Origin of the sequence: Anoxybacillus ayderensis (genome assembly GCF_013761015.1) — a bacterium.
Classification (GTDB): domain Bacteria; phylum Bacillota; class Bacilli; order Bacillales; family Anoxybacillaceae; genus Anoxybacillus; species Anoxybacillus ayderensis.
Map to the genome: position 1 here is coordinate 217,502 of NZ_JACDUV010000005.1, position 19,855 is coordinate 237,356.

Genomic DNA, 19,855 nt, shown 5'->3' on the forward strand with positions numbered 1-19,855 from the left:
GTTCTTCCTCCGGTTTCTCCTCTCCCTTTTTTCCTTCTCTTTTTCGGCTCGTCCGAAAAAGAATGGAAGGGTCCCTGCGGCATATGCCACAGGGCATTTTTTTGCCTTATTGACCAATCACACGTATTTCTTCGCTCGTTTCACTAATGTAGACGGAAAACCATTTTGGAAATTCGGTTCGCTCGATGTATAACGTTCCGTCCCACTGTTGAACGACCGTCTTCGTGCCGTTGATAAAAAAGCGCCAACGTGCCCCATCTTTTTCAATAAATATCGCTTCTCCCGAACGTTGAACAGTATAGCCAAGCGTGCGCATGATCGGAACGAACGGAAACAGCTGCTGACCATCTTTTAATAACACATGAGCTGTCGGCAATTTTACTTCATTGACGACGAGCATTTTTCGTTCCGTGAATGTCATGTACGGCTCCTCATTTTGGAAAAACGTCGTATTCCCCCCATACGCCTTTCCTAGCCATTCATCTAACTTTTTCATCGTTAACGATTGACCATCGCTCGTTTGAACGAGCGTCCAAAACGTTTGTTGTTCCTCTTTCGTTAACGTTTGTTTCAATTGTTGCAACGCACGTTTTGCCTGTTTTGTGACCGGTTCTGTTTTCGTCATATACGAAACGAGCAAATCCCATATCCAATCGGGGACAGCGCTATTTGGAAACCGTTGCTCTAGCTGCACGCGAACGTAAGCGCGCTGCACGTCGGAAAAAGAAGACGTATCCGATATAATGACGAACGTCGGCGTCATGTACTGAAGACGAAATGAGGTGACGACAAGCGTCTGCACACCGTTTTGCCTCCAAAATGATCGCTCAGCATCGTTTAATGGCTTTGTCGTATAGATGCTAACATTTTCATCAAACGATGTGCGCAACGGCTTCGTTTGAAAATAAAGGGGAACGGTTTGTCCCCCTTCTTTCTCCCACATAAAAAACGAAAAAGACGGTTTATATACGTAGCCAACGAGCTTTCCGTCCGCCGCCCATATGCCTTTCGGATGAACGACATCGGTGAGCGATATATTCATTTGTTGCTGTTGTGTCGTATGAAAACGAATGAGCCATTCTTTTATGAACAGCGGCTCTTTTTGCGCAACCGTTACACGATAAGTGAGAGAAATCGTATGTGTATTTGGCACATGGACGATCGTCTTTCCGTTTTTTTGTTTCACGCATTGTTTTTGTTTTACACACGAAACATTTTTCACTTCTTTTGGCACAGTTACTTCGTATGTGTTCGTGACAGCCCCGCGTATATGATGAACGACTTCAATCGTTTTTCCAGTAAACGTTGCTTCAACGTCATGCTGGAGCACCGATTGTTTTGTCGCTTCCGTATGATATTCGTCCCATTGATAATATAAAGCTCCTGCGCTAACTCCAAAGAAAAGGAGCGTTGAAATGAAAGCTATTCTCCACATACAATGGCTCCTTCATTAGCAGTTTATATTATAACAATAGCAAAATTTCATTCCGTTGTCATACACCGTTTTCACTAATTGTCGAAAAAAGTTGAACGTGATAAAGTAATGATGGAATACATATAAAGTGAGGGAATGAACAGATGATTCAACGTTTTATTGAACTAGGAGAAGGATATTCTGATATTTATGAGCTCATCGAAATCGCGAAATCAAACCGTCACCGCTTATCTGGTTTGTTCGCCTTCCATACGATGAAAGATGGCAAAGCGCTCACATCGTTCGTCGTTGTGCTTCATCCGACCGATCCAGGTGATTTTCAACCGTTATACATTTGCCGCGAAGGCATTCCGCATCCGTCTGTCAAAGTGACAAAGCGATACGAGTTGTTCCTCGATTTAGCGAAAGAATTGAATCAAGAAATTATTCATTTAGATGTAAAGCCATCAACTTTTTTTGCTGACTTACAATTGTACTATCAACATTTAATCGGCATTATGCGCATGAATCGGTTCATTCCGCCTCTACAATAAGAAAAGCGAAAGGATGTCACGCGTGGACATCCTTTTATATTCCGTATTCATATTCTTTTTCTTTATCTGCTTTCGATTCGAATTCGACTTTAACATACGGGCGGTAAGACGGCTCCACTCGTTTCACAAACGGTAAAGAAGCGAGCTTTTTCATCACGCCTTCCGCTTCGTCCATATTGCAATATAAAACAGCATATTTTAATCGTTTCGATACGTAATGAACGTTTCCGTATTTTCGTAACTGTCTGCTATGTTTTAACGAATAAAGCCAAACGATAATGCCTTGACGCATTGGAAACATGCGCCCATCCCCCCTTTTTCATTTCGTCCGACAGCCACACGCTCCGCCAGATCCGCATCCTCCACCGCAAGATAAAGAATCAAAATACGGATTTCCGGTCGGCACTTTAATGTTTTCAGATACCGCACGACCGATCATCGTGCTAATTTCATCTAAAAGCGACTGCATCTCTTTTTCCGCTCGTTTAAACGCGGCAATCGGACCATATAAATCTAATTCACGCTTTGCCTCGCGCACTTGTTTTGTTACTTCTTTGTAGTCTGGATGATATTTCCCAAAGCGCTGCACGTCTTCGTATCGTTCTTTTAACTGAACGAAACGATGAATGAGCCGCTGCGCTTTCTCATCTTGTTGCATATGATAAAAACAGCGACGATATTCCTCCGCCACGTCTGATTCGACAATCATTTTGCCAAGTTGTTCAGCAACATCTAACAACTGCAATCGTTCGATCGTTGCTACAAGCACGAGCAACACCTCCACAACCGTATCATAACACGATTTTCTCCACAAAACAAATAAGTCTGGTTGCCCCAGACTTATGGAATCGTTACCGTAAATTCGTGCGAAACGTGATACTTACTTGCATCGTTATGCACAAGTTCTAGTCGAATCGTATGTTTCCCCACCGGCAAACCGCGAATAACGAAAGCAGCCGTTGTCGTTTCGCTCACCCTTTTTCCATTCACATAAATGTGAATGCGTCCTTGTCCGTTTTGTTTCGGACGTGTTCCTTTCGTAAACATAAATTGATCAACGATACATTCAACAAATACGTTATTTCCTTTGACATGATGTTTGACAAATAACGTTTGCTTTTGTTCAGCAAAAGCAGTGTCATCGTTCATATATGTGGAAAACAATAGCGCGATACATAAAAAAAAGAAGCGCAACACGTTCACCATCCTTTCGTAGTGATAGTGTTTGCGTTTCTCGTTTAATTATGAGTGTCCTTCATCAGTTTCATCATCGCCATCATCATTTTTGCCATTTCAATCGTTTGGACGACTTGTTCGACTTTATGTGGCAACGTTTGTTTATAATATTGGCGTGCCTCTTTTTCCATTTCTTTTATATCCATCGGTCGTCTCGCTAACCTTCGATACCATGACGGCTGTTCACGCAAAAATTGATGAAGCTTCGGCTTTGCAGCAATATATTCGTACACATCTTTTCTCATCCGTTATCTCCTTAATCTTTTCGAAACGAAAACGGGTCTTTTTTTGTATGTTGCATTTGACGGACGACTTCTTGAATGGACGCGATCGCTTGTTGAACGTTTGTAATGTACGTTTGAAGCTCGTTGACGTCAAGATGTTTTAAATAACTGGCTAACTTTTGGACGAGAGCTCCTTGTTCATCTTTCTCCGCTGTGGACCGATACTCATCCCACATATCATCGTCCTCGCCAAATACGTACCAATCGTTATATAGCTCTTTCCACGTTTTTTTTCCTTGACGCACCTCTTCAATGAGTTTCGGATGCTTTTTCACAAATTGTTTAAATTGTTCAATGGACATATCGGTCGCTCCTTTCTAGTTTGTTTGCCTACCATATATTACGACCGAATGGCCAATAGGTGCGCCTATTTTGGTTGGGAAAAAGGACGAATAAAGTTTTGTGTATAATGCCGCTTATACACGCCTACTCCTAAATGCGTCAATTCTTCATTTAACAACGTTTGGCGATGGCTTCGACTATTTAACCATGCTTCGACAACAGCAGGTGCATCAATATATTCTGACGCAATGTTTTCTCCTGCGACTTCAAATGGAATGTTTGCTTTTGTAAGCCGTTGTTGTAAATCACCGGTTGTTGGGGATTCGTGCGCAAAAAAATTGTTTTCTGCCATATCTTTACTATGTTCATATGCCACTTGCGCCACGCGCTCATCCCATGTCAACGGGGGGGCACCATGACGTGCACGCATTACGTTCGTTATGTCAAAAATTTGTTTCGCGTTCGCTTGTTCCACTTGTTTTTCCATCATTTCATCAAGCGCTACTTCCGGCAACGGTCCACGATATTCCAATTCGTACGGGCGAAGCTTCACTAACGTCTCCCCATCGATCCAGCGCACGCTTGATAAATGGCCGGTAAAACGGTCAATATATAACTGTACATATGCATCGCCAAACGAAAGAAGCGGTTGAATCATTAAATCTTCTTCAGTGAGTTGAAAGCGATACACCCCATCGTCAAGTTGCACGTGAATCGTATCGTGGAGCGGCATCGTTTGCAATAAGTCGTTAATAGAGCGATTTAATTGAAATGGAGCGACGTTTGCTTCAGGCCCGCACGCATAAATGGTGACGACTCGTCCATCAAGTATACCGACTTGCATATACGTTTTCGGATCGTTATACACCCACCAGACGTAGCCGTAAGCGGACGGATCGATACGAGCAGGTTGTCCGAACGTTTGTTTCACTTCTTCTTCTGTTTTTCCAATCCATGTACCGAGCCCTTCTGAAACGATTTTTTCGCTCGCTTGTTCACTCATGATCGACGTATCGTTTAATGGGGCTTGTTCGTTTGTTGGTGAAAAATAAAAAATGATCATAAAAATAAATATAAGGGCCACTATCCAACGCATGCATCATTCTCCCTCAGTTGTTGTATATACTTCCATTATATACAGCTTGCCCATGTCGCAACACTAAAAAATAAGGCTATGCGAACACATAGCCTCAGACTGATTTGATTAATGGTATTGTGATATTTCTGTTAATGCTTCGCCGGCTTGTTCGTCGCTTGCTTCATGGATCGCTAAATCGCCAAGCGACATCATTCCGACAAGCGTATCCCCTTCGACAACAGGTAAGCGGCGAATTTGATGTTTCGCCATTAAACGAGCCGCCTCGGTGACAGAAGCGTCCGGTGAAATCGTCACAAGCTGTTCACTCATCACTTCTGTGACAGCTGTTGAACCGGGCTTTTTCTCAGCAATGCCGCGCACGACTAAATCGCGGTCCGTCACAATACCAATGAGCCGATTTCCATCTGTAATTGGAATGGCACCGACGTTATAATCGCGCATTTTGACCGCTGCTTCGTACATATTATCGAGCGGCGTGCAACATTCGACTTCTGTCGTCATCATCTCTTTTACTTTTGGCATATTCATCTCTCCTTTCGCACATTAGTTTCACCAAAATCGGAACAATTATGAAGCTCGTCATTGAAAGTTATGCGCTTTCGTACTATTATTAATGGAGGAATGTTTTATTTTACATAAGGGGGATATGAACGATGCGCTTTGAAAATACAGGTATTGAAAATCAAACAGCGCCATTAACACGTTTAGACGAACTCATGGAAAGCCTCGGCTTCGTGCGTGCAGGTCAATGGGATTACGACCGTGTCACATATGACCGCAAATTCGAGATTAAAAACGATGTGTTTTATTTACGTGTGCAAGGCTATGCGATTGAAGGGGATGTTGGCGGCCGCCATGCAGTCATTAAGTTAATGAAGCCGCTACTTGGCAAACATTATTACCCACATGGTGTAGAATATGGAGAGGGAGAAAACTTCCCTTCGTCATTAGTGAGCCAATGTGAAGCAATTTTAGCGAAAGTAAAAGAAGGCCTTGCTAGCATAAACGCATGAGCACGCTCATGCGTTTTTTCCGTCAACGAGCCGACGAACGTACAGATGCACAGCAAAAACTTCTTTTCCTGTCATTTCGTATATGTCGTCAATGACTTGTTTTTGAATATGTTCACAGAAAGCGAGCATATTTTGTTTCATTTTGAACGAAACTGTCACATGAATCGTCAGTCGCTTTTGTTGCTCGTATACTTTCACATCTTCTAATATAACATCATCAAACGGTTGTACACTCATCGCAACAATCGTTATAATGGGTTTATGCATATACATCCTCCATACGATTTATGAAATGAAAGCAGGTGTCGTTTCGTTGTTTGAGAAAATTCCAAAGCGGTCCATATACATGATTGTTATTTTACTTGCGATCGTCTTATTGACATACTGGGTCGCCCCTATTGCCGTTCCGATTTTATTCGCATTAATTACTGCCGTTTTTTTAGAGCCAGCAGTGAAAGTAGCACAGCAACGGCTCGGGTTTAAGCGACAGTCCGCTACCCTTCTTGTGTTTAGTTTATTTACGTTATTTATGTGTTTAAGCGGTTACTTTATTATTACAAAAATTGTGACGGAAGCGTTTCACTTTTTTAGAAACTCGCCGCTATATTTGAATGAAATGATTGCGGGATGGAATGAACTTGTCGCTCGCTGGTACAAGCAGACAGAAAAATTGCCGCCGTTTGTTGTGGCGGAATTGAGCCACCAAGTCGATTTGTTTTTAACAAAATTAAAAACACAACTAACCGCTTCATTAAGCTTTAATAAAGTAAGCGCGCTTGTCGCAAACGTTCCAAAGTTTTTAATTAACTTTCTCGTTTATTTAATTACTTTATTTTTATTTATGCACGATTTACCGAAAATACGCGAAGCAATTTTTTCGCATTTAACAGACGAAACGAAAGAAAAAGTACATTTTATGATGTCGCGTCTATCGTATGTCGTCTTTGGCTTTTGGAAAGCGCAATTTCTCGTTAGCTTAATTATTTTTGCCGTATCTCTCGTCGGACTGTTGCTCATTACACCGAAAGTGGCGTTATTTACCGCATTTATTATTTGGGTGATCGATTTTATTCCAATTATCGGATCGATTGTCATTATGGCACCTTGGGCCATTTTCCACTTCGTCACAGGCGATACGGTATTGGCGACAAAACTATCGATTCTCGGTGTCATTTTATTAATTTTACGCCGAACGATTGAGCCGAAAGTGATGGGCGCGCATATCGGTTTATCGCCGCTCGCGACGCTCATTTCGATGTACTTAGGCGTGAAAGTGATGGGCGGACTCGGTCTCATTTTATTCCCGCTCTTACTCATTGCGATCAAATCAGCGAAAGAGGCAGGAATTATTAAATTTCACTTTAAACTGTAAAGAGGGTGAATGTTCACCCTCTTTTTAAAATCCTAAAATCGCTTTAATAACCGATGTCGTTTCACCGCCACGGTAAAATACGTATAACAATAAATAAACAGCAACTCCTGTTGTTGCGGTAAAAAACCATACGATACTCGTGATCGGGCCAATTTTTTTATGGCGCAACCAATTTTTTTTCACAGCGGAAAGCAACGTGACAATGCCGAAAACGGCGCCAGTAGTCGCTAAAAAAATGTGGAAAAACAAAAAGATCGTATAATATATTTTCATATCGTCTGGACCACCGAAGCTTGTATTGCCGATAAAAACCGTACGCGACACGTAAATGATGAAAAACGCGAGCGCAAAAGCAGCCGCAAGCCACATCGTCTTTTCATGCTTCTCGATTTGTTTTTGACGAATGAAATACCAGCCAACCGCAACGAGAATCGCACTAATGACGATAAAGCTTGTACTAATTGTAGGTAAAATCGGTACCATCGTTTCTCCCTCTCTTTATTTCGTTGTTTGAACAGCGACATGTTCTTCATTTCGTTCTTTTCGATACCATTCCATAAAAATGAAAAACAACATCACTCCGTATACAATTTCTTGAATGATTTTCATTAATACGCCACCAAGCTGCTGGTCGTGCAATAGCGACATCGAGCTAAACATTTCTGGTCCGCTTAATTCAAGCGACGCTAACGTCGTTTGTGGGACGCAAAGCGCTAAAGCGTTTATCCAAGCAGCTGGATCGTAATACGTCGCATATAGTGGGGTATCCGCGAAAATAATGAGCGCACATGCAGGCGTCAGCAACACCCCATCGGCAAAAATGTAACCGATTTTTTTCAAGCCAGATAAAGACGGAAACCCTCGCACGTCATTCACAAGCGGCCACCACATCATCATCGCCGCAATAAAAATAGCAATCGTCATGAGCGCATGCAACCACATGTTTGTTTTCACGACATCAAAAATCAACGGCACGTGGTATAACGAAAAAATACCATTAAACAAAAATAAAGCAATTAATGGTTTCGTGAAAAAGGCAAACGTCGATCGAATGATTTGAATGCGAAAAACGGCTTCAAACATCCATGATGGGATGCCTTTAATCAGGAGCGGCGGCACCATTAAATAAAGGACAGCCATTTGCGTCATATGGGCGCTAAACATTAAATGCCCTAACAAGTCAACTGGAGAACCTTTACAAATATAAAGCAAAACAATCGCAGTCACAAACAACGTTTTTTGCTTTGTCGTCGTTTGTTCTTTTGCACGGTTAACAAGCCAAAAATAAGCGATCGTCACAGCGACTAAAAAAATGAAAAAGTACGGACTCCACATCGCTTCAAAACCAAATATACTTAACGGCATCATATTCACCTCGCTTTTTTTCCGACTTTATTATACTACAAACGTAACAAACGTGAAAAGAAAAGAAGCTAGCCAACGCTAGCTTCTTAAATCCAAACGACCGTTAAAAACGCCCAAATCGTAACGAACGCCACAACGACACCGCCATAGATGAAAAGTGCTGGCAGTTCGTGTCCTTTATGGCTCATATGCATAAAGTAATACAGTTGGAAAATAACTTGCACGACCGCTAACAATAAAATGAACGGTACGGAAAACCAAGCAGAAAATCCTTCATATCCAACCGCAAAAAAGGCGATGAGCGTTAAGAAAATCATTAACGTAAATGAAACAATTTGATGTTTCATTTCTTCTGCATTTTTTTTCCGGCGATATTGTACATCTACTTTTGGGTTTTGTACATGTGTATGATTTGCCATACAATCACCCCACCATTCCCATTAAGTATACGACCGTGAAAATGAACACCCACACGACGTCGATAAAGTGCCAATATAAGCTGGCAACGTAAAACTTCGGTGCGTTATATAAGTTTAACCCACGTTTCGCATTGCGAATCATTAACGTTAAAATCCAGAGTAAACCGAATGCGACGTGGCCACCGTGCGTACCAACTAGCGTGTAAAACGATGAAGAAAACGCACTTGTTGAAAATTTAAATCCTTCATGTACGTACTCTGTAAACTCGTAAATTTCAAGCGCTAAGAAGCCTGCGCCAAGCAATACCGTAATGCCGAGCCAAAGCTGCATTTTTTTGAAGTCGAAGTTGCGCATATGATGCATTGCATATACGCTCGTTAAGCTGCTCGTTAGTAACAGCATCGTCGCTAAAAAGACGATCGGCATTTGGAACAATTCTTTCGCAGACGGACCGCCTGCAACGGAATCTCTTAACGCCAAAAATGTGGCGAAGAGAGAGGCGAACAATACCGTCTCTCCGCCGAGGAAAAACCAGAAACCTAAAAATTTATTTTTCCCTTCAAGGGTTGCTTTTTCAGGCTCTGCCGGAAACGTCTCTGCCGTTAATTTTTCTTCCACATGCATTATGCCCCAGCCCCCTTCTTCTCCGCTTCCATCACTTCTTCTTTATGAATATGGAAGCCGTGGTCATCAATAATTGAACGGAAGAACATCGCGCCGAGCGTAATGAGTAAGCCGACTACGCCAACTGGAGTTCCCCACGCATGATCTTGATGGAACAAGAAACCGAATGCGGCTACAAATAAGCCGAGTGAAATAACAAACGGTAAAATCGATGGATTCGGCATATGAATGTCACCTAGCGGTTCTGCTGGTGTTAATCCTTTTTTGCCTTCCATTTTTTCAATCCAATACGCATCTAAACCACGCACAAGTGGCGTTTGCGCAAAGTTGTACTCTGGCGCTGGCGAAGATACTGCCCATTCCAATGTGCGTCCATCTTCCCAAGGGTCGTTGCCAACGCGCTTTCCTTTTACTGTTGTAATAACAACGTTTGCTAATAATACGACTGTACCTGCTGCCATGAAAAATGCACCGACTGTACTAATCATGTTTCCTGTTTCAAATCCTTGGCCAGGCAAGAACGTGAATACACGGCGTGGCATACCCATTAAGCCAAGGAAATGTTGAATAAAGAACGTTAAATGGAAACCGATAAAGAACAACCAGAATGTCACTTTTCCTAATTTCTCATCTAACATTTTACCGAACATTTTTGGCCACCAATAGTGTGCCCCTGCAAGTAGCGCGAATACAACCCCACCGACGATAACGTAGTGGAAGTGCGCAACGACGAAATAGCTATCGTGATATTGATAGTCTGCCGCAGCGGTTGCGTTCATGACCCCTGTCACCCCACCGATAACGAACGATGGAATGAACGCTACCGCATACATCATTGGCGTTGTAAAGCGAATGCTTCCGCCCCACATCGTAAATAACCAGTTGAAAATTTTAATTCCTGTCGGAACGGCAATCGCCATTGTCGCAACTGCAAAGATGGCGTTTGCAATTGGGCCCATACCAACCGTAAACATATGGTGCGCCCATACCATGAATCCTAAAAATCCGATTAACACCGTCGCAAATACCATCGATGAATAACCGAATAAACGCTTACGCGAGAACGTCGCGAAAATTTCTGAGAAAATACCGAACGCTGGTAAGACGAGAATGTATACTTCTGGGTGACCGAAAATCCAGAACAAGTGCTCCCAAATGATCGTATTTCCACCAAGCGCTGGGTCAAAAAAGTTTCCACCAAACAAACGGTCCATCATCATGAAAATTAAACCGACTGTTAATGGCGGGAACGCGAATAAAATGAGCGCAGATGTGACAAACGTTGCCCATGTAAACATCGGCATGCGCATATATGTCATTCCCGGTGCGCGCATATTAATGATCGTCACAAGGAAGTTAATTCCACCAATTAACGTTCCGAAACCGGAAATTTGCAAACCTAATACGTAAAAGTCAATGCCGTGCGTTGGTGACGCAAGTGATAATGATGCGTACGATGTCCACCCTGCATCAGGTGCTCCACCTAAAAACCATGATAAGTTTAAAAATACACCACCGAAGAAAAATAACCAAAATCCAAGCGCGTTTAAAAACGGGAACGCTACGTCGCGCGCACCGATTTGAATCGGTACAACGGCGTTCATCATCGCAAACACGAGCGGCATCGCCGCAAGGAAAATCATCGTCGTCCCGTGCATCGTCAACACTTCATTGTAAAAACCTGCGCTAATGAAGTCGTTGTTTGGCACGGCGAGCTGAATGCGAATAATCATCGCTTCTAAACCGCCAAGCAAGAAGAAAACTCCGCCGGCGATCAAGTACAAAATCGCAATCTTCTTATGGTCTACTGTCGTTAAGTAGTCCCAAATGACTGCGCCGACACCTTTTTTCCGAGCTAACGTACTCACAGTTTAACCTCCCTTTATCGATAATCCCCTTACTCAACAGATAATGTCATTAAGTATTTTGTTAATGCTTCAAGTTCTTCATCAGATAATGCTGGATAAGTACCTGTCATTTTGTTGCCTGGCTTCACTTTCTCTGGATCTTTTAACCAAGCTTTTAAGTTTTCTTCGTTATGTTCTAAAATGCCGGCAATGCGTTCGCGATCCGCAAAGTTGCCTAAGTTTGGCGCAAGGCGAGCTTGCTCTGGACGACCATCAACCGGTGTGACGGCGTGACAGCCAATACAGCTTTTGTTGAAAATTTCTTCTCCTCGCTTCACAACAGGGTCTGTTGCTGCAACCGGTTTTGCATTTTTCATTTTTTCTACCCATTGATCAAATTCAGCCCGAGGAAGCGCCTTCACTTTAAAGTCCATTAATGCGTGTGACGGACCGCAAAGCTCCGCACATTTTCCGTAAAATAGACGTCCTGCTTCTTCGGCACGTTTGTCATCAAATGTGAGGAAAAATTGGTTCGTGTTATCTGTATTTGTATCCATTTTTCCTCCAACGGCAGGAATCCAGAACGAGTGTTTTACGTCAGATGCTTTTAAGTTAAAATACACGCGTTCACCTGTTGGAACGACTAAATCTTGGCTTGTAATAATGCCGTAATCTGGGTACTCAAACTCCCACCAGTACAAATTCGCGCGCACGTTGACGACAACAACGTCGCGTTCTTTTTTGTTCATCGGTTTTACATCCGCCAATTTAAACGTGTATAAAACCGTCGGAACAGCTAAGATGATTAGTAAAATAATCGGAATAACTGTCCAAATAATTTCAAGCGTATGGCTTCCTTCGACTTGTTTTGGAATTTTGTTTTCTTCCCCTTTACGACGACGGAAGCGAGTCACAACGTAAAGGAAGATGATCGTTACAACCGCAATGACGATGACCATAATGGCCGTGCTGAGCAGCATAAGCTTGTACTGCATGTCAGCTACTTCTCCTGCTGGCTGAAGCGTCGATAAAAACGGCTTACCGCAACCAGCTAGCAAAAGCGCCATGGCGGATACAAGAGAAACCAAGCGCCAATTTCGTAGCCACTTCTTCATAGCCTAATCAAACCCCTCTTTCGATTATGAAATAAAGTGAAATATATACATTCTTTCTTTACAAAAAGAAAGAATTGTAAACTTTTTTATTTTCGGAAGCGCCGTTGCAGGCGCTTCATTAGTCGATCGTGACAATTACCATCGTCACAAATAAAATCGTTAAATAGTTGAGCGAATAAATGAACATCCATTTCGCCCATTTCATATCGTCTTTCATTTTAAAGCCCGCCAGTCCGAGCGCTAACCAACCGACGTTCAACAACGTCGCGATCACTAAAAACGGCACGCCTAATGAAAATAAGTAAAACGGAAGTGGTAAAAGCGCCACAATCCAAATGACGATTTGCCGTTTTGTCATCGCAAATCCGTGAACGACAGGAAGCATCGGAATGCCTGCTGCGCGATACTCCTCACATCGCTTCATCGCCAGCGCTAAAAAGTGTGGCGGTTGCCATAAAAACATAAGCAAAAACAAAATGACTGGAACGATATGAAATCCGTCATCGACCGCTGTCCAACCGATGACCGGTGGAACGGCACCAGAAACGCTGCCGATCACCGTATTGAGCGTATTGCTCCGCTTAGACCACATCGTATATAAAAAGACGTACGTCACCATGCCGATCAGTCCGATGATGGCGGCGGTGACCGTTGTCATAAGCAAACTGAACGTACCGATGGCGACAAGAAGTACACCGAACCAAAGCACGCGCTTCGGCTCTACGCTTCCGCTCACCGTTGGGCGACTTTTCGTCCGCTCCATGAGATGATCAATATCGCGATCAATAAAATTATTTAACGCGCAAGAACCTGCAATGACGAGCGCAGATCCGACGAGCGCAAAAAACACGATATGCAAATTACTTAAAAATCCTTTTCCTGTAAAATGAAGGGCTAACCAAAGTCCCGTAAACGTCGTAATTAAATTTGAATTGACAATGCCAATTTTCACGACAGCTAATACATCTTTTAGTACACCGGATTGGATTTTTGTCGTTTTTACCTCTTCGACTACATCCGCCATCTGCCGCCACTCCTCTCTTATGCCTTTGAAGGCGTTTCCAATCTATACACGATAACGATATGTCGTCTCTGTATATTAAAGCACATTTCTCCGTCAAATTGTGAACTTTTTTTGTCTTAATTGTGTCGAATTTGTGTCAAAACAATGTTGTGACAATGAAAAAGTTGAAAAATAACTGCACTTATATTTCTAGCAAACTCTCTACAAATATTCAACCATATTTGCAACGTTTGCTATATTGTAAAATAATAAAACTTTGCGCTTTTCGACATTTTCCGCTAATATGAGAGTAGCATTTCTTCACACGTATTTCACATTTATTATACAGTTTTTACTAGGCATTTGCTAGATAAAATTTTGCGTTAAGGAAGTGAACACATTGCAACGGCTTTTAAAATGGTTTGCGGTAGCGACGACAATCGGCATGCTTTTCGTTTTAATTGGTGGGGCGCTTGTGACAAAAACAGGATCAGGAATGGGCTGTGGTCGTTCGTGGCCGCTCTGCCACGGGCAACTCATTCCGTCTCACATTACAGCTGAGTTGCTCATTGAATTAAGCCATCGCGTCGTCTCAGGCGTCGTCGGATTGATGGTGCTTATTTTATCGATTTGGTCATGGAAAGCGATCGGACATATTCGAGAAACGAAATTTTTATCCGTCGTTTCGTTCGTGTTTCTCGTTTTGCAAGGGCTTATTGGGGCGGCTGCGGTCGTATGGGGGCAATCGGACGTCGTGCTTGCGCTTCATTTTGGTATCTCGCTCATTTCGTTTGCGGCTGTCTTTTTATTAACGTTGTTTATTTTTGAAGTAGATAAAAAATTTGATGCCGCATCCGTTGTGCTCGATCGTACGATGACATTTCATATTTACGGCATTATTGCATATTGCTATATCGTCGTCTATACCGGAGCGCTCGTTCGCCATAAACAAGCGAGCTTAGCGTGCCCAAGTTGGCCGTTTTGCGCACAAACGCGGTTATTCCCGACACAACTACATGAATGGGTGCAAATGGGACACCGTTTTGCAGCGGGACTATTGTTTCTTTGGATTTTATGGGCAACGATATATGCAATGAAACGATATAAACATCAGCCGATTATGTATTGGGGCTGGCTCATTGCGCTCATTCTCGTCAGCTGCCAAGTCGCAACGGGGGCGCTCGTCGTCTTTACGGGGTTAAACTTATACGTCGCTTTAGCTCATGCGTTTTTTATTTCATGTTTATTTGGTGTATTAAGTTACTTCGTGTTGTTGGCGACACGTAGCAAAAAAGAAAAAGAGGTCGGGCATCAAGCCGTTCCATCTGCCGTATTAAAATAAAAAGAACGAGGAAATCCCTCGTTCTTTTTATTTTTCGGCTAATTCAAGCAATAAATCGCCTGTTTGGATAGCGTCGCCGCCTTTGACGTAAATGTCTTTCACAATACCAGAAAACGGTGCTTGCACGGTCGTTTCCATTTTCATCGCTTCGGTAATCATTAAATGATCACCTTTTTTCACTTTTTCCCCTTTTTCAACGAGTACTTTCACAACTGTCCCCGGCATCGTCGCAGCAATATGGTTCGGATTGTTGCGATCCGCTTTCACACGCGCCACGACAGTTGTTTTAATGCTTTCGTCTTTCACGACGATTTCACGCGGTTGACCGTTTAGTTCAAAGTATACGACTCTCGTTCCGTCCGCTTGTGGCTGACCAATCGAGACGAGCTTGACGATTAACGTTTTTCCTTTTTCGATTTCAATTTCAATTTCTTCCCCAAGACGCATGCCGTATAAAAACGTTGGTGTATCAAGTACAGATAAATCACCGAACTGTTCGACCGTGTGGGCATATTCGACAAACACTTTCGGATATAGCGCATAAGCTAACACATCATAGTCGGTCACTTCACGCTGGACGATATGATATAACTCTTCGCGCAACTTTTCAAAGTCGACCGGCTCTAACAGTTCGCCCGGACGAACGGTAATCGGTTCACGCCCTTTTAAAATGATGCGCTGCAACGTTTCTGGGAATCCGCCATGCGGCTGACCGAGGTAGCCTTCAAACAGTTCAACGACGGAATCTGGGAAATCAAGCGTTTCACCGCGCTCGTAAATGTCTTGTTCGGTTAAGTTGTTTTGCACCATATATAGCGCCATATCGCCAACAACTTTCGACGATGGCGTCACTTTGACGATGTCGCCAAATAAATCGTTGACGCGGCGATACATTTCTTTTACTTCATCCCAACGATCTCCTAAGCCGACCGCTTTCGCTTGTTGTTGAAGATTGCTATATTGTCCGCCCGGCATTTCGTGCATATATACTTCCGTATGCGGCGCGTTCATGCCGCTTTCAAAGTCGACGTAATATTTGCGCACATCTTCCCAATAACGCGACAATTTTTCAAGCGATGCGATATCGACTTCCGGCGCTCGCTCCGTTCCTTCAAGCGCATAATAAAGCGTGTTTGCGCTCGGTTGCGACGTTAAGCCGGCCATCGCGCTTACCGCTACGTCAACAATATCGACTCCTGCTTCAATCGCTTTGGCGTAAGTATAAATGCCGTTTCCGCTCGTATCGTGCGTATGCAAATGAATCGGAATGTCGACGACTTCTTTTAAAGCGGAAATAAACGTATAAGCCGCTTGTGGCTTCAATAGTCCCGCCATATCTTTAATCGCTAAAATGTGCGCACCGGCTTGCTCGAGCTCTTTTGCTAACTGTTTATAGTAGTTGAGATTGTATTTTGTGCGCGTTGGGTCGAAAATATCGCCCGTATAACAAATCGCCGCTTCCGCCACTTTTCCTGTTTGACGTACCGCATCGATGGCGACCGTCATTCCTTTTACCCAGTTTAAACTATCGAAAATGCGGAATACGTCAATGCCTGCTTCCGCCGATTGCGCAACAAACTCCCGAATGACGTTATCTGGATAGTTTTTATATCCGACCGCATTCGACGCGCGAAGCAACATTTGAAACAAAACGTTCGGAATTTTTTTTCGCAATTGAATTAAACGATCCCACGGATCTTCTTTTAAGAAGCGATAGGCTACGTCAAACGTCGCTCCGCCCCACATTTCCATCGAAAATAGTTGCGGCCATAAACGCGCGGTCGGCTCAGCAATGCGCAATAAGTCGTTTGTGCGCACGCGCGTCGCTAAAAGCGATTGATGGGCGTCACGAAACGTCGTATCTGTCAACAACACGCGGTTTTGTTGTTTTATCCATTGAACGAGCCCGTCTGCCCCCCGTTCATCTAAAATTTGTTTCGTCCCTTTTGGCATCGGTTCAATATGTTTCACTTTCGGAATGCGCGGCGGATCAAATACCGGCTTTTTCTTTTTCCCGATGCCCGGGAAACCGTTCACAGTAACCGTTCCGATATACGATAACATTTTCGTCCCGCGGTCTTTCCGTTTCGGAAACACAAATAGCTCTGGCGTCGTATCAATAAACGACGTATCGTATTCGCCTGTTAAAAACTTCGGATGTTGCACAACGTTTTCTAAAAACGGAATGTTCGTTTTAATGCCGCGAATACGAAACTCGCGCAAGTTGCGCAACATTTTCGCTGCCGCTTGTTCAAACGTTAACGCCCACGTCGTCACTTTTACTAACAGCGAATCGTAGTACGGCGTAATGACGGCGCCTTGAAAGCTATTGCCTGCATCTAAACGAACGCCGAAGCCACCGCCTGAACGATACGCCATAATTTTCCCTGTATCTGGCATAAAGTTGTTTAGCGGATCTTCTGTCGTCACGCGCGATTGAATCGCGTATCCGTGAACGCGAATGTCTTCTTGTTTCGGAATGCCGACTTTTTCGCTATGTAGCGCATGTCCTTCCGCAATTAAAATTTGCGATTGGACGATATCAATGCCAGTAATCATTTCTGTAATCGTATGTTCGACTTGAATGCGCGGATTCACTTCAATGAAGTAAAACGCATCGCCAGAAACGAGAAACTCAACCGTTCCTGCGTTTACGTATTGCACGTTTTTCATCAGTTTCACTGCCGCTTGGCAAATGTCTTCGCGGAGCTCTTTTGAAAGCGATACGCTTGGCGCCACTTCAACAACTTTTTGATGGCGGCGCTGCACCGAGCAATCTCGGTCATATAAATGAACGATGTTGCCGTATTCGTCACCTAAAATTTGCACTTCAATATGTTTTGGGTTTTCGATTAATTTTTCGACATATACTTCATCGCTGCCAAATGCCGCTTTCGCTTCCGATTTCGCCCGCTCATACGCTTCTTTCACTTCCGCTTGCGAGCGAACGATGCGCATGCCGCGTCCACCGCCGCCTAATGCCGCTTTAATGATCATCGGATAACCGTATGTCTCGCCGAAGCGCACGACGTCCTCCAAGCTTTGCACAGGCCCGTCGCTTCCCGGAATGACCGGAATGCCCGCTTGTTTCGCTTGGTGGCGCGCTTTTACTTTATCGCCAAACATATCTAAATGCGCTTGTTTCGGTCCAATGAAAATAATGCCTTCTTCTTCGCATCGTTTCGCAAATTCGATGTTTTCCGATAAAAAACCGTAACCCGGATGGATCGCATCGACATCATGCATTTTCGCGATTTCGATAATGCCTTCAATGTCTAAATATGCTTCAATCGGTTTTTTTCCTTCTCCAACTAAATATGCTTCATCCGCTTTGTAGCGATGATACGATCCTGCATCTTCGCGCGAATAAATGGCAACGGTGCGAATCCCTAGTTCGTTGCAGGCGCGAAATACGCGAATCGCAATTTCTCCACGGTTTGCGACAAGTACTTTTTGAATACGCCTCATATGCATCCTCCCCCTATCCTTCATATAAAAACTATAACGAATTTTCTGTATTTGTAAATACAATTACGAAAAAGAAATATGATTTTTTTGAATATTACTTTGTTTTTCTGTTTTATGTTTTTGTTCGTAATTTGTTACCGCTGCGATGTTTGTCAGCACTCCGGCACACATCATAAGTAAAACGAGCGATGAACCACCGTAGCTGACAAACGGCAATGTGACCCCTGTTAGTGGGATGAGCCCTGATATTCCACCGAGATTGACGAACGATTGAATGCCGATCATCGTTGAAATGCCGATCGCTAATAAACTGCCGAACGCATCTTGGCACCTTCTTGCGATCAAAAAGCCGCGCAAGACGATAAACGACAACAAAAGGAGAACGAACGAAACGCCAAATAGCCCGAGCTCTTCGGCGATGACTGCCATAATAAAGTCGGTATGCGCTTCTGGCAAATAGCCGTATTTTTGAATGCTTTGTCCAAGTCCGAGCCCTTTTAATCCCCCGTTTCCGATCGCAATGTACGAGTTAATGAGCTGGTATCCTTCATCTTTCGCATGCTCAAACGGATGCAAAAAACCGTCAATGCGCGATAAACGCTCTTTCGTAAATACTCGATCGTATATAAACGGACCAGAAATCGCCGCGACAACTCCGAAAATCAAAGCAAACAGAAACAACTGTTTCATCAATAACCGTTTGCTTGCGGCGGAAGAAAGGATGATGACCGCACAAATCAATCCGATAATTAACATCGTCCCGACGTCTGGTTGAAGAAAAATTAATAAGCAAATAAACAACATATAGTAGATTGGGAACAGCACGTCTTGCGGCGAGGTTTGTAATTTTTTTTGCTTGTTTGCTAATACTCCGCTTAAATATACGATTAAACCGATTTTCGCAAACTCCGCTGGCTGAACGTTAATCGGACCGACTTTAATCCAGCTTGTCGCATTGTTTACGGTATGGCCGAACAAAAGGACGTAAATGAGCGGCATAGGCATGGCGAAAAAAACGAATTGTAAAAACTCTTTGCGCGCATAATGTTTATACGGAACAAATGCCGTAAATACAAAAACAACTGTACCGATCATCCATGCCCATTTTTGTTTTTGAAAAAAATAATCGCTCGTCGTATGAAAACGAGTAACGGCTGTAATCATGCTCGCGCTATATACCATCACAAGCCCGAACAACGATAATAAAAGGACAGCGATGATCAATGGATAATCATGATATTTGACGAACGTCTTCAAGCGCATCAGTTCCATCATCCTTTTCACTTTCTTATTTGCATTTTACTTTGAACCTCTCATGGCTGAAGCCACGAGATTCCTGCGCTGTCACTTCTAATGAAGTGAGAATGAGCAGGCTAGCCCCGCAGTTCCTGCGGTTAGAAGCCGTATGGCTTCGTTT

At 43.4% G+C, this 19,855-nt stretch carries 21 protein-coding genes and 1 pseudogene; 4 read left to right on the plus strand and 18 right to left on the minus strand.

Going from position 1 to position 19,855, the window contains the following annotated elements; translation table 11 throughout:
- Positions 1–106: 106 nt before the first annotated feature.
- The gene (locus tag HNR63_RS09255; RefSeq protein ID WP_181520514.1) at positions 107–1,435 is read right to left on the minus strand and encodes a hypothetical protein; all 1,329 of its coding nucleotides are present in this window, start codon (positions 1,433–1,435) and stop codon (positions 107–109) included.
- A gap of 143 nt (positions 1,436–1,578) precedes the next feature.
- Between HNR63_RS09255 and HNR63_RS09260 the strand changes: the two genes are divergently transcribed.
- Positions 1,579–1,968, plus strand: coding sequence for a DUF7147 family protein (locus HNR63_RS09260; RefSeq protein WP_009373497.1), 390 nt, complete (start codon positions 1,579–1,581; stop codon positions 1,966–1,968).
- Positions 1,969–2,002: 34 nt separating this feature from the next.
- Here HNR63_RS09260 and HNR63_RS09265 read toward each other — a convergent pair whose 3' ends face one another.
- The 7 genes from HNR63_RS09265 to HNR63_RS09295 all read right to left on the minus strand — a co-directional run bounded on the left by HNR63_RS09265 (position 2,003) and on the right by HNR63_RS09295 (position 5,391).
- Positions 2,003–2,269, minus strand: a complete 267-nt coding sequence (locus HNR63_RS09265; protein WP_085788167.1) for a YlbG family protein — start codon at positions 2,267–2,269, stop codon at positions 2,003–2,005.
- An 18-nt stretch (positions 2,270–2,287) separates the two neighbouring features.
- Positions 2,288–2,737, minus strand: a complete 450-nt coding sequence (locus tag HNR63_RS09270; protein ID WP_181520515.1) for a YlbF family regulator — start codon at positions 2,735–2,737, stop codon at positions 2,288–2,290.
- Between the two features lie 71 nt (positions 2,738–2,808).
- Entirely contained in the window at positions 2,809–3,174 is a 366-nt protein-coding gene (locus HNR63_RS09275; protein WP_220127469.1) for a hypothetical protein, read from the minus strand.
- Between the two features lie 32 nt (positions 3,175–3,206).
- Positions 3,207–3,449 (minus strand): YlbE-like family protein, encoded by a 243-nt coding sequence (locus HNR63_RS09280; protein ID WP_042533787.1) that lies wholly within the window; start codon positions 3,447–3,449, stop codon positions 3,207–3,209.
- An 11-nt stretch (positions 3,450–3,460) separates the two neighbouring features.
- Positions 3,461–3,790, minus strand: coding sequence for a YlbD family protein (locus HNR63_RS09285; protein ID WP_021096017.1), 330 nt, complete (start codon positions 3,788–3,790; stop codon positions 3,461–3,463).
- A 65-nt stretch (positions 3,791–3,855) separates the two neighbouring features.
- Positions 3,856–4,866 (minus strand): CAP domain-containing protein, encoded by a 1,011-nt coding sequence (locus HNR63_RS09290; protein ID WP_181520517.1) that lies wholly within the window; start codon positions 4,864–4,866, stop codon positions 3,856–3,858.
- Between the two features lie 108 nt (positions 4,867–4,974).
- Complete coding sequence (locus HNR63_RS09295) at positions 4,975–5,391, minus strand: CBS domain-containing protein (RefSeq protein WP_009373488.1); 417 nt, start codon at positions 5,389–5,391, stop codon at positions 4,975–4,977.
- 131 nt (positions 5,392–5,522) lie between these two features.
- Between HNR63_RS09295 and HNR63_RS09300 the strand changes: the two genes are divergently transcribed.
- Complete coding sequence (locus tag HNR63_RS09300) at positions 5,523–5,882, plus strand: YugN family protein (protein WP_181520518.1); 360 nt, start codon at positions 5,523–5,525, stop codon at positions 5,880–5,882.
- A gap of 6 nt (positions 5,883–5,888) precedes the next feature.
- Here HNR63_RS09300 and HNR63_RS09305 read toward each other — a convergent pair whose 3' ends face one another.
- Positions 5,889–6,149, minus strand: a complete 261-nt coding sequence (locus HNR63_RS09305) for a hypothetical protein (RefSeq protein WP_021094426.1) — start codon at positions 6,147–6,149, stop codon at positions 5,889–5,891.
- On the opposite strand from HNR63_RS09305, the gene ytvI reads away from it, so the two are divergent.
- Positions 6,136–7,254, plus strand: coding sequence for a sporulation integral membrane protein YtvI (gene ytvI, locus HNR63_RS09310; RefSeq protein WP_181520519.1), 1,119 nt, complete (start codon positions 6,136–6,138; stop codon positions 7,252–7,254). The two genes, HNR63_RS09305 and ytvI, sit on opposite strands and share 14 nt — an antisense overlap.
- A gap of 24 nt (positions 7,255–7,278) precedes the next feature.
- Here ytvI and HNR63_RS09315 read toward each other — a convergent pair whose 3' ends face one another.
- The 7 genes and pseudogenes from HNR63_RS09315 to cyoE form a co-directional block, all read right to left on the minus strand.
- A complete protein-coding gene (locus HNR63_RS09315) occupies positions 7,279–7,737 on the minus strand; it encodes a DUF420 domain-containing protein (RefSeq protein WP_181520520.1) in 459 nt (152 codons plus the stop codon).
- A gap of 15 nt (positions 7,738–7,752) precedes the next feature.
- Entirely contained in the window at positions 7,753–8,622 is an 870-nt protein-coding gene (gene ctaG / locus HNR63_RS09320) for a cytochrome c oxidase assembly factor CtaG (protein WP_181520521.1), read from the minus strand.
- A gap of 83 nt (positions 8,623–8,705) precedes the next feature.
- Positions 8,706–9,038 (minus strand): cytochrome c oxidase subunit IVB, encoded by a 333-nt coding sequence (gene ctaF / locus HNR63_RS09325; protein ID WP_009373480.1) that lies wholly within the window; start codon positions 9,036–9,038, stop codon positions 8,706–8,708.
- A gap of 4 nt (positions 9,039–9,042) precedes the next feature.
- Positions 9,043–9,663, minus strand: a complete 621-nt coding sequence (gene ctaE / locus HNR63_RS09330; protein ID WP_181520522.1) for a cytochrome c oxidase subunit III — start codon at positions 9,661–9,663, stop codon at positions 9,043–9,045.
- Positions 9,663–11,531, minus strand: a complete 1,869-nt coding sequence (gene ctaD, locus HNR63_RS09335; protein ID WP_009373478.1) for a cytochrome c oxidase subunit I — start codon at positions 11,529–11,531, stop codon at positions 9,663–9,665. Before ctaD ends, ctaE begins: the two co-directional genes overlap by 1 nt.
- Positions 11,532–11,560: 29 nt before the next feature.
- Positions 11,561–12,625 carry a cytochrome c oxidase subunit II gene (coxB, locus tag HNR63_RS09340; RefSeq protein ID WP_181520523.1) on the minus strand — a complete coding sequence of 355 codons (1,065 nt, stop codon included), beginning with the start codon at positions 12,623–12,625 and terminating at the stop codon, positions 11,561–11,563.
- A 118-nt stretch (positions 12,626–12,743) separates the two neighbouring features.
- Positions 12,744–13,595 (minus strand): annotated as a pseudogene (cyoE, locus tag HNR63_RS09345) (heme o synthase); the annotation flags it as partial.
- A 433-nt stretch (positions 13,596–14,028) separates the two neighbouring features.
- Here cyoE and HNR63_RS09350 point away from each other — a divergent pair.
- On the plus strand, positions 14,029–14,970 hold the full coding sequence (locus HNR63_RS09350) for a COX15/CtaA family protein (protein ID WP_181520525.1): 942 nt from the start codon (positions 14,029–14,031) through the stop codon (positions 14,968–14,970).
- A 27-nt stretch (positions 14,971–14,997) separates the two neighbouring features.
- Here HNR63_RS09350 and pyc read toward each other — a convergent pair whose 3' ends face one another.
- Both pyc and ftsW read right to left on the minus strand, forming a co-directional pair.
- Positions 14,998–18,444 carry a pyruvate carboxylase gene (gene pyc / locus HNR63_RS09355; protein ID WP_181520526.1) on the minus strand — a complete coding sequence of 1,149 codons (3,447 nt, stop codon included), beginning with the start codon at positions 18,442–18,444 and terminating at the stop codon, positions 14,998–15,000.
- Positions 18,445–18,501: 57 nt separating this feature from the next.
- On the minus strand, positions 18,502–19,710 hold the full coding sequence (gene ftsW, locus HNR63_RS09360; RefSeq protein ID WP_181520537.1) for a putative lipid II flippase FtsW: 1,209 nt from the start codon (positions 19,708–19,710) through the stop codon (positions 18,502–18,504).
- Between the last annotated feature and the right edge of the window lie 145 nt (positions 19,711–19,855).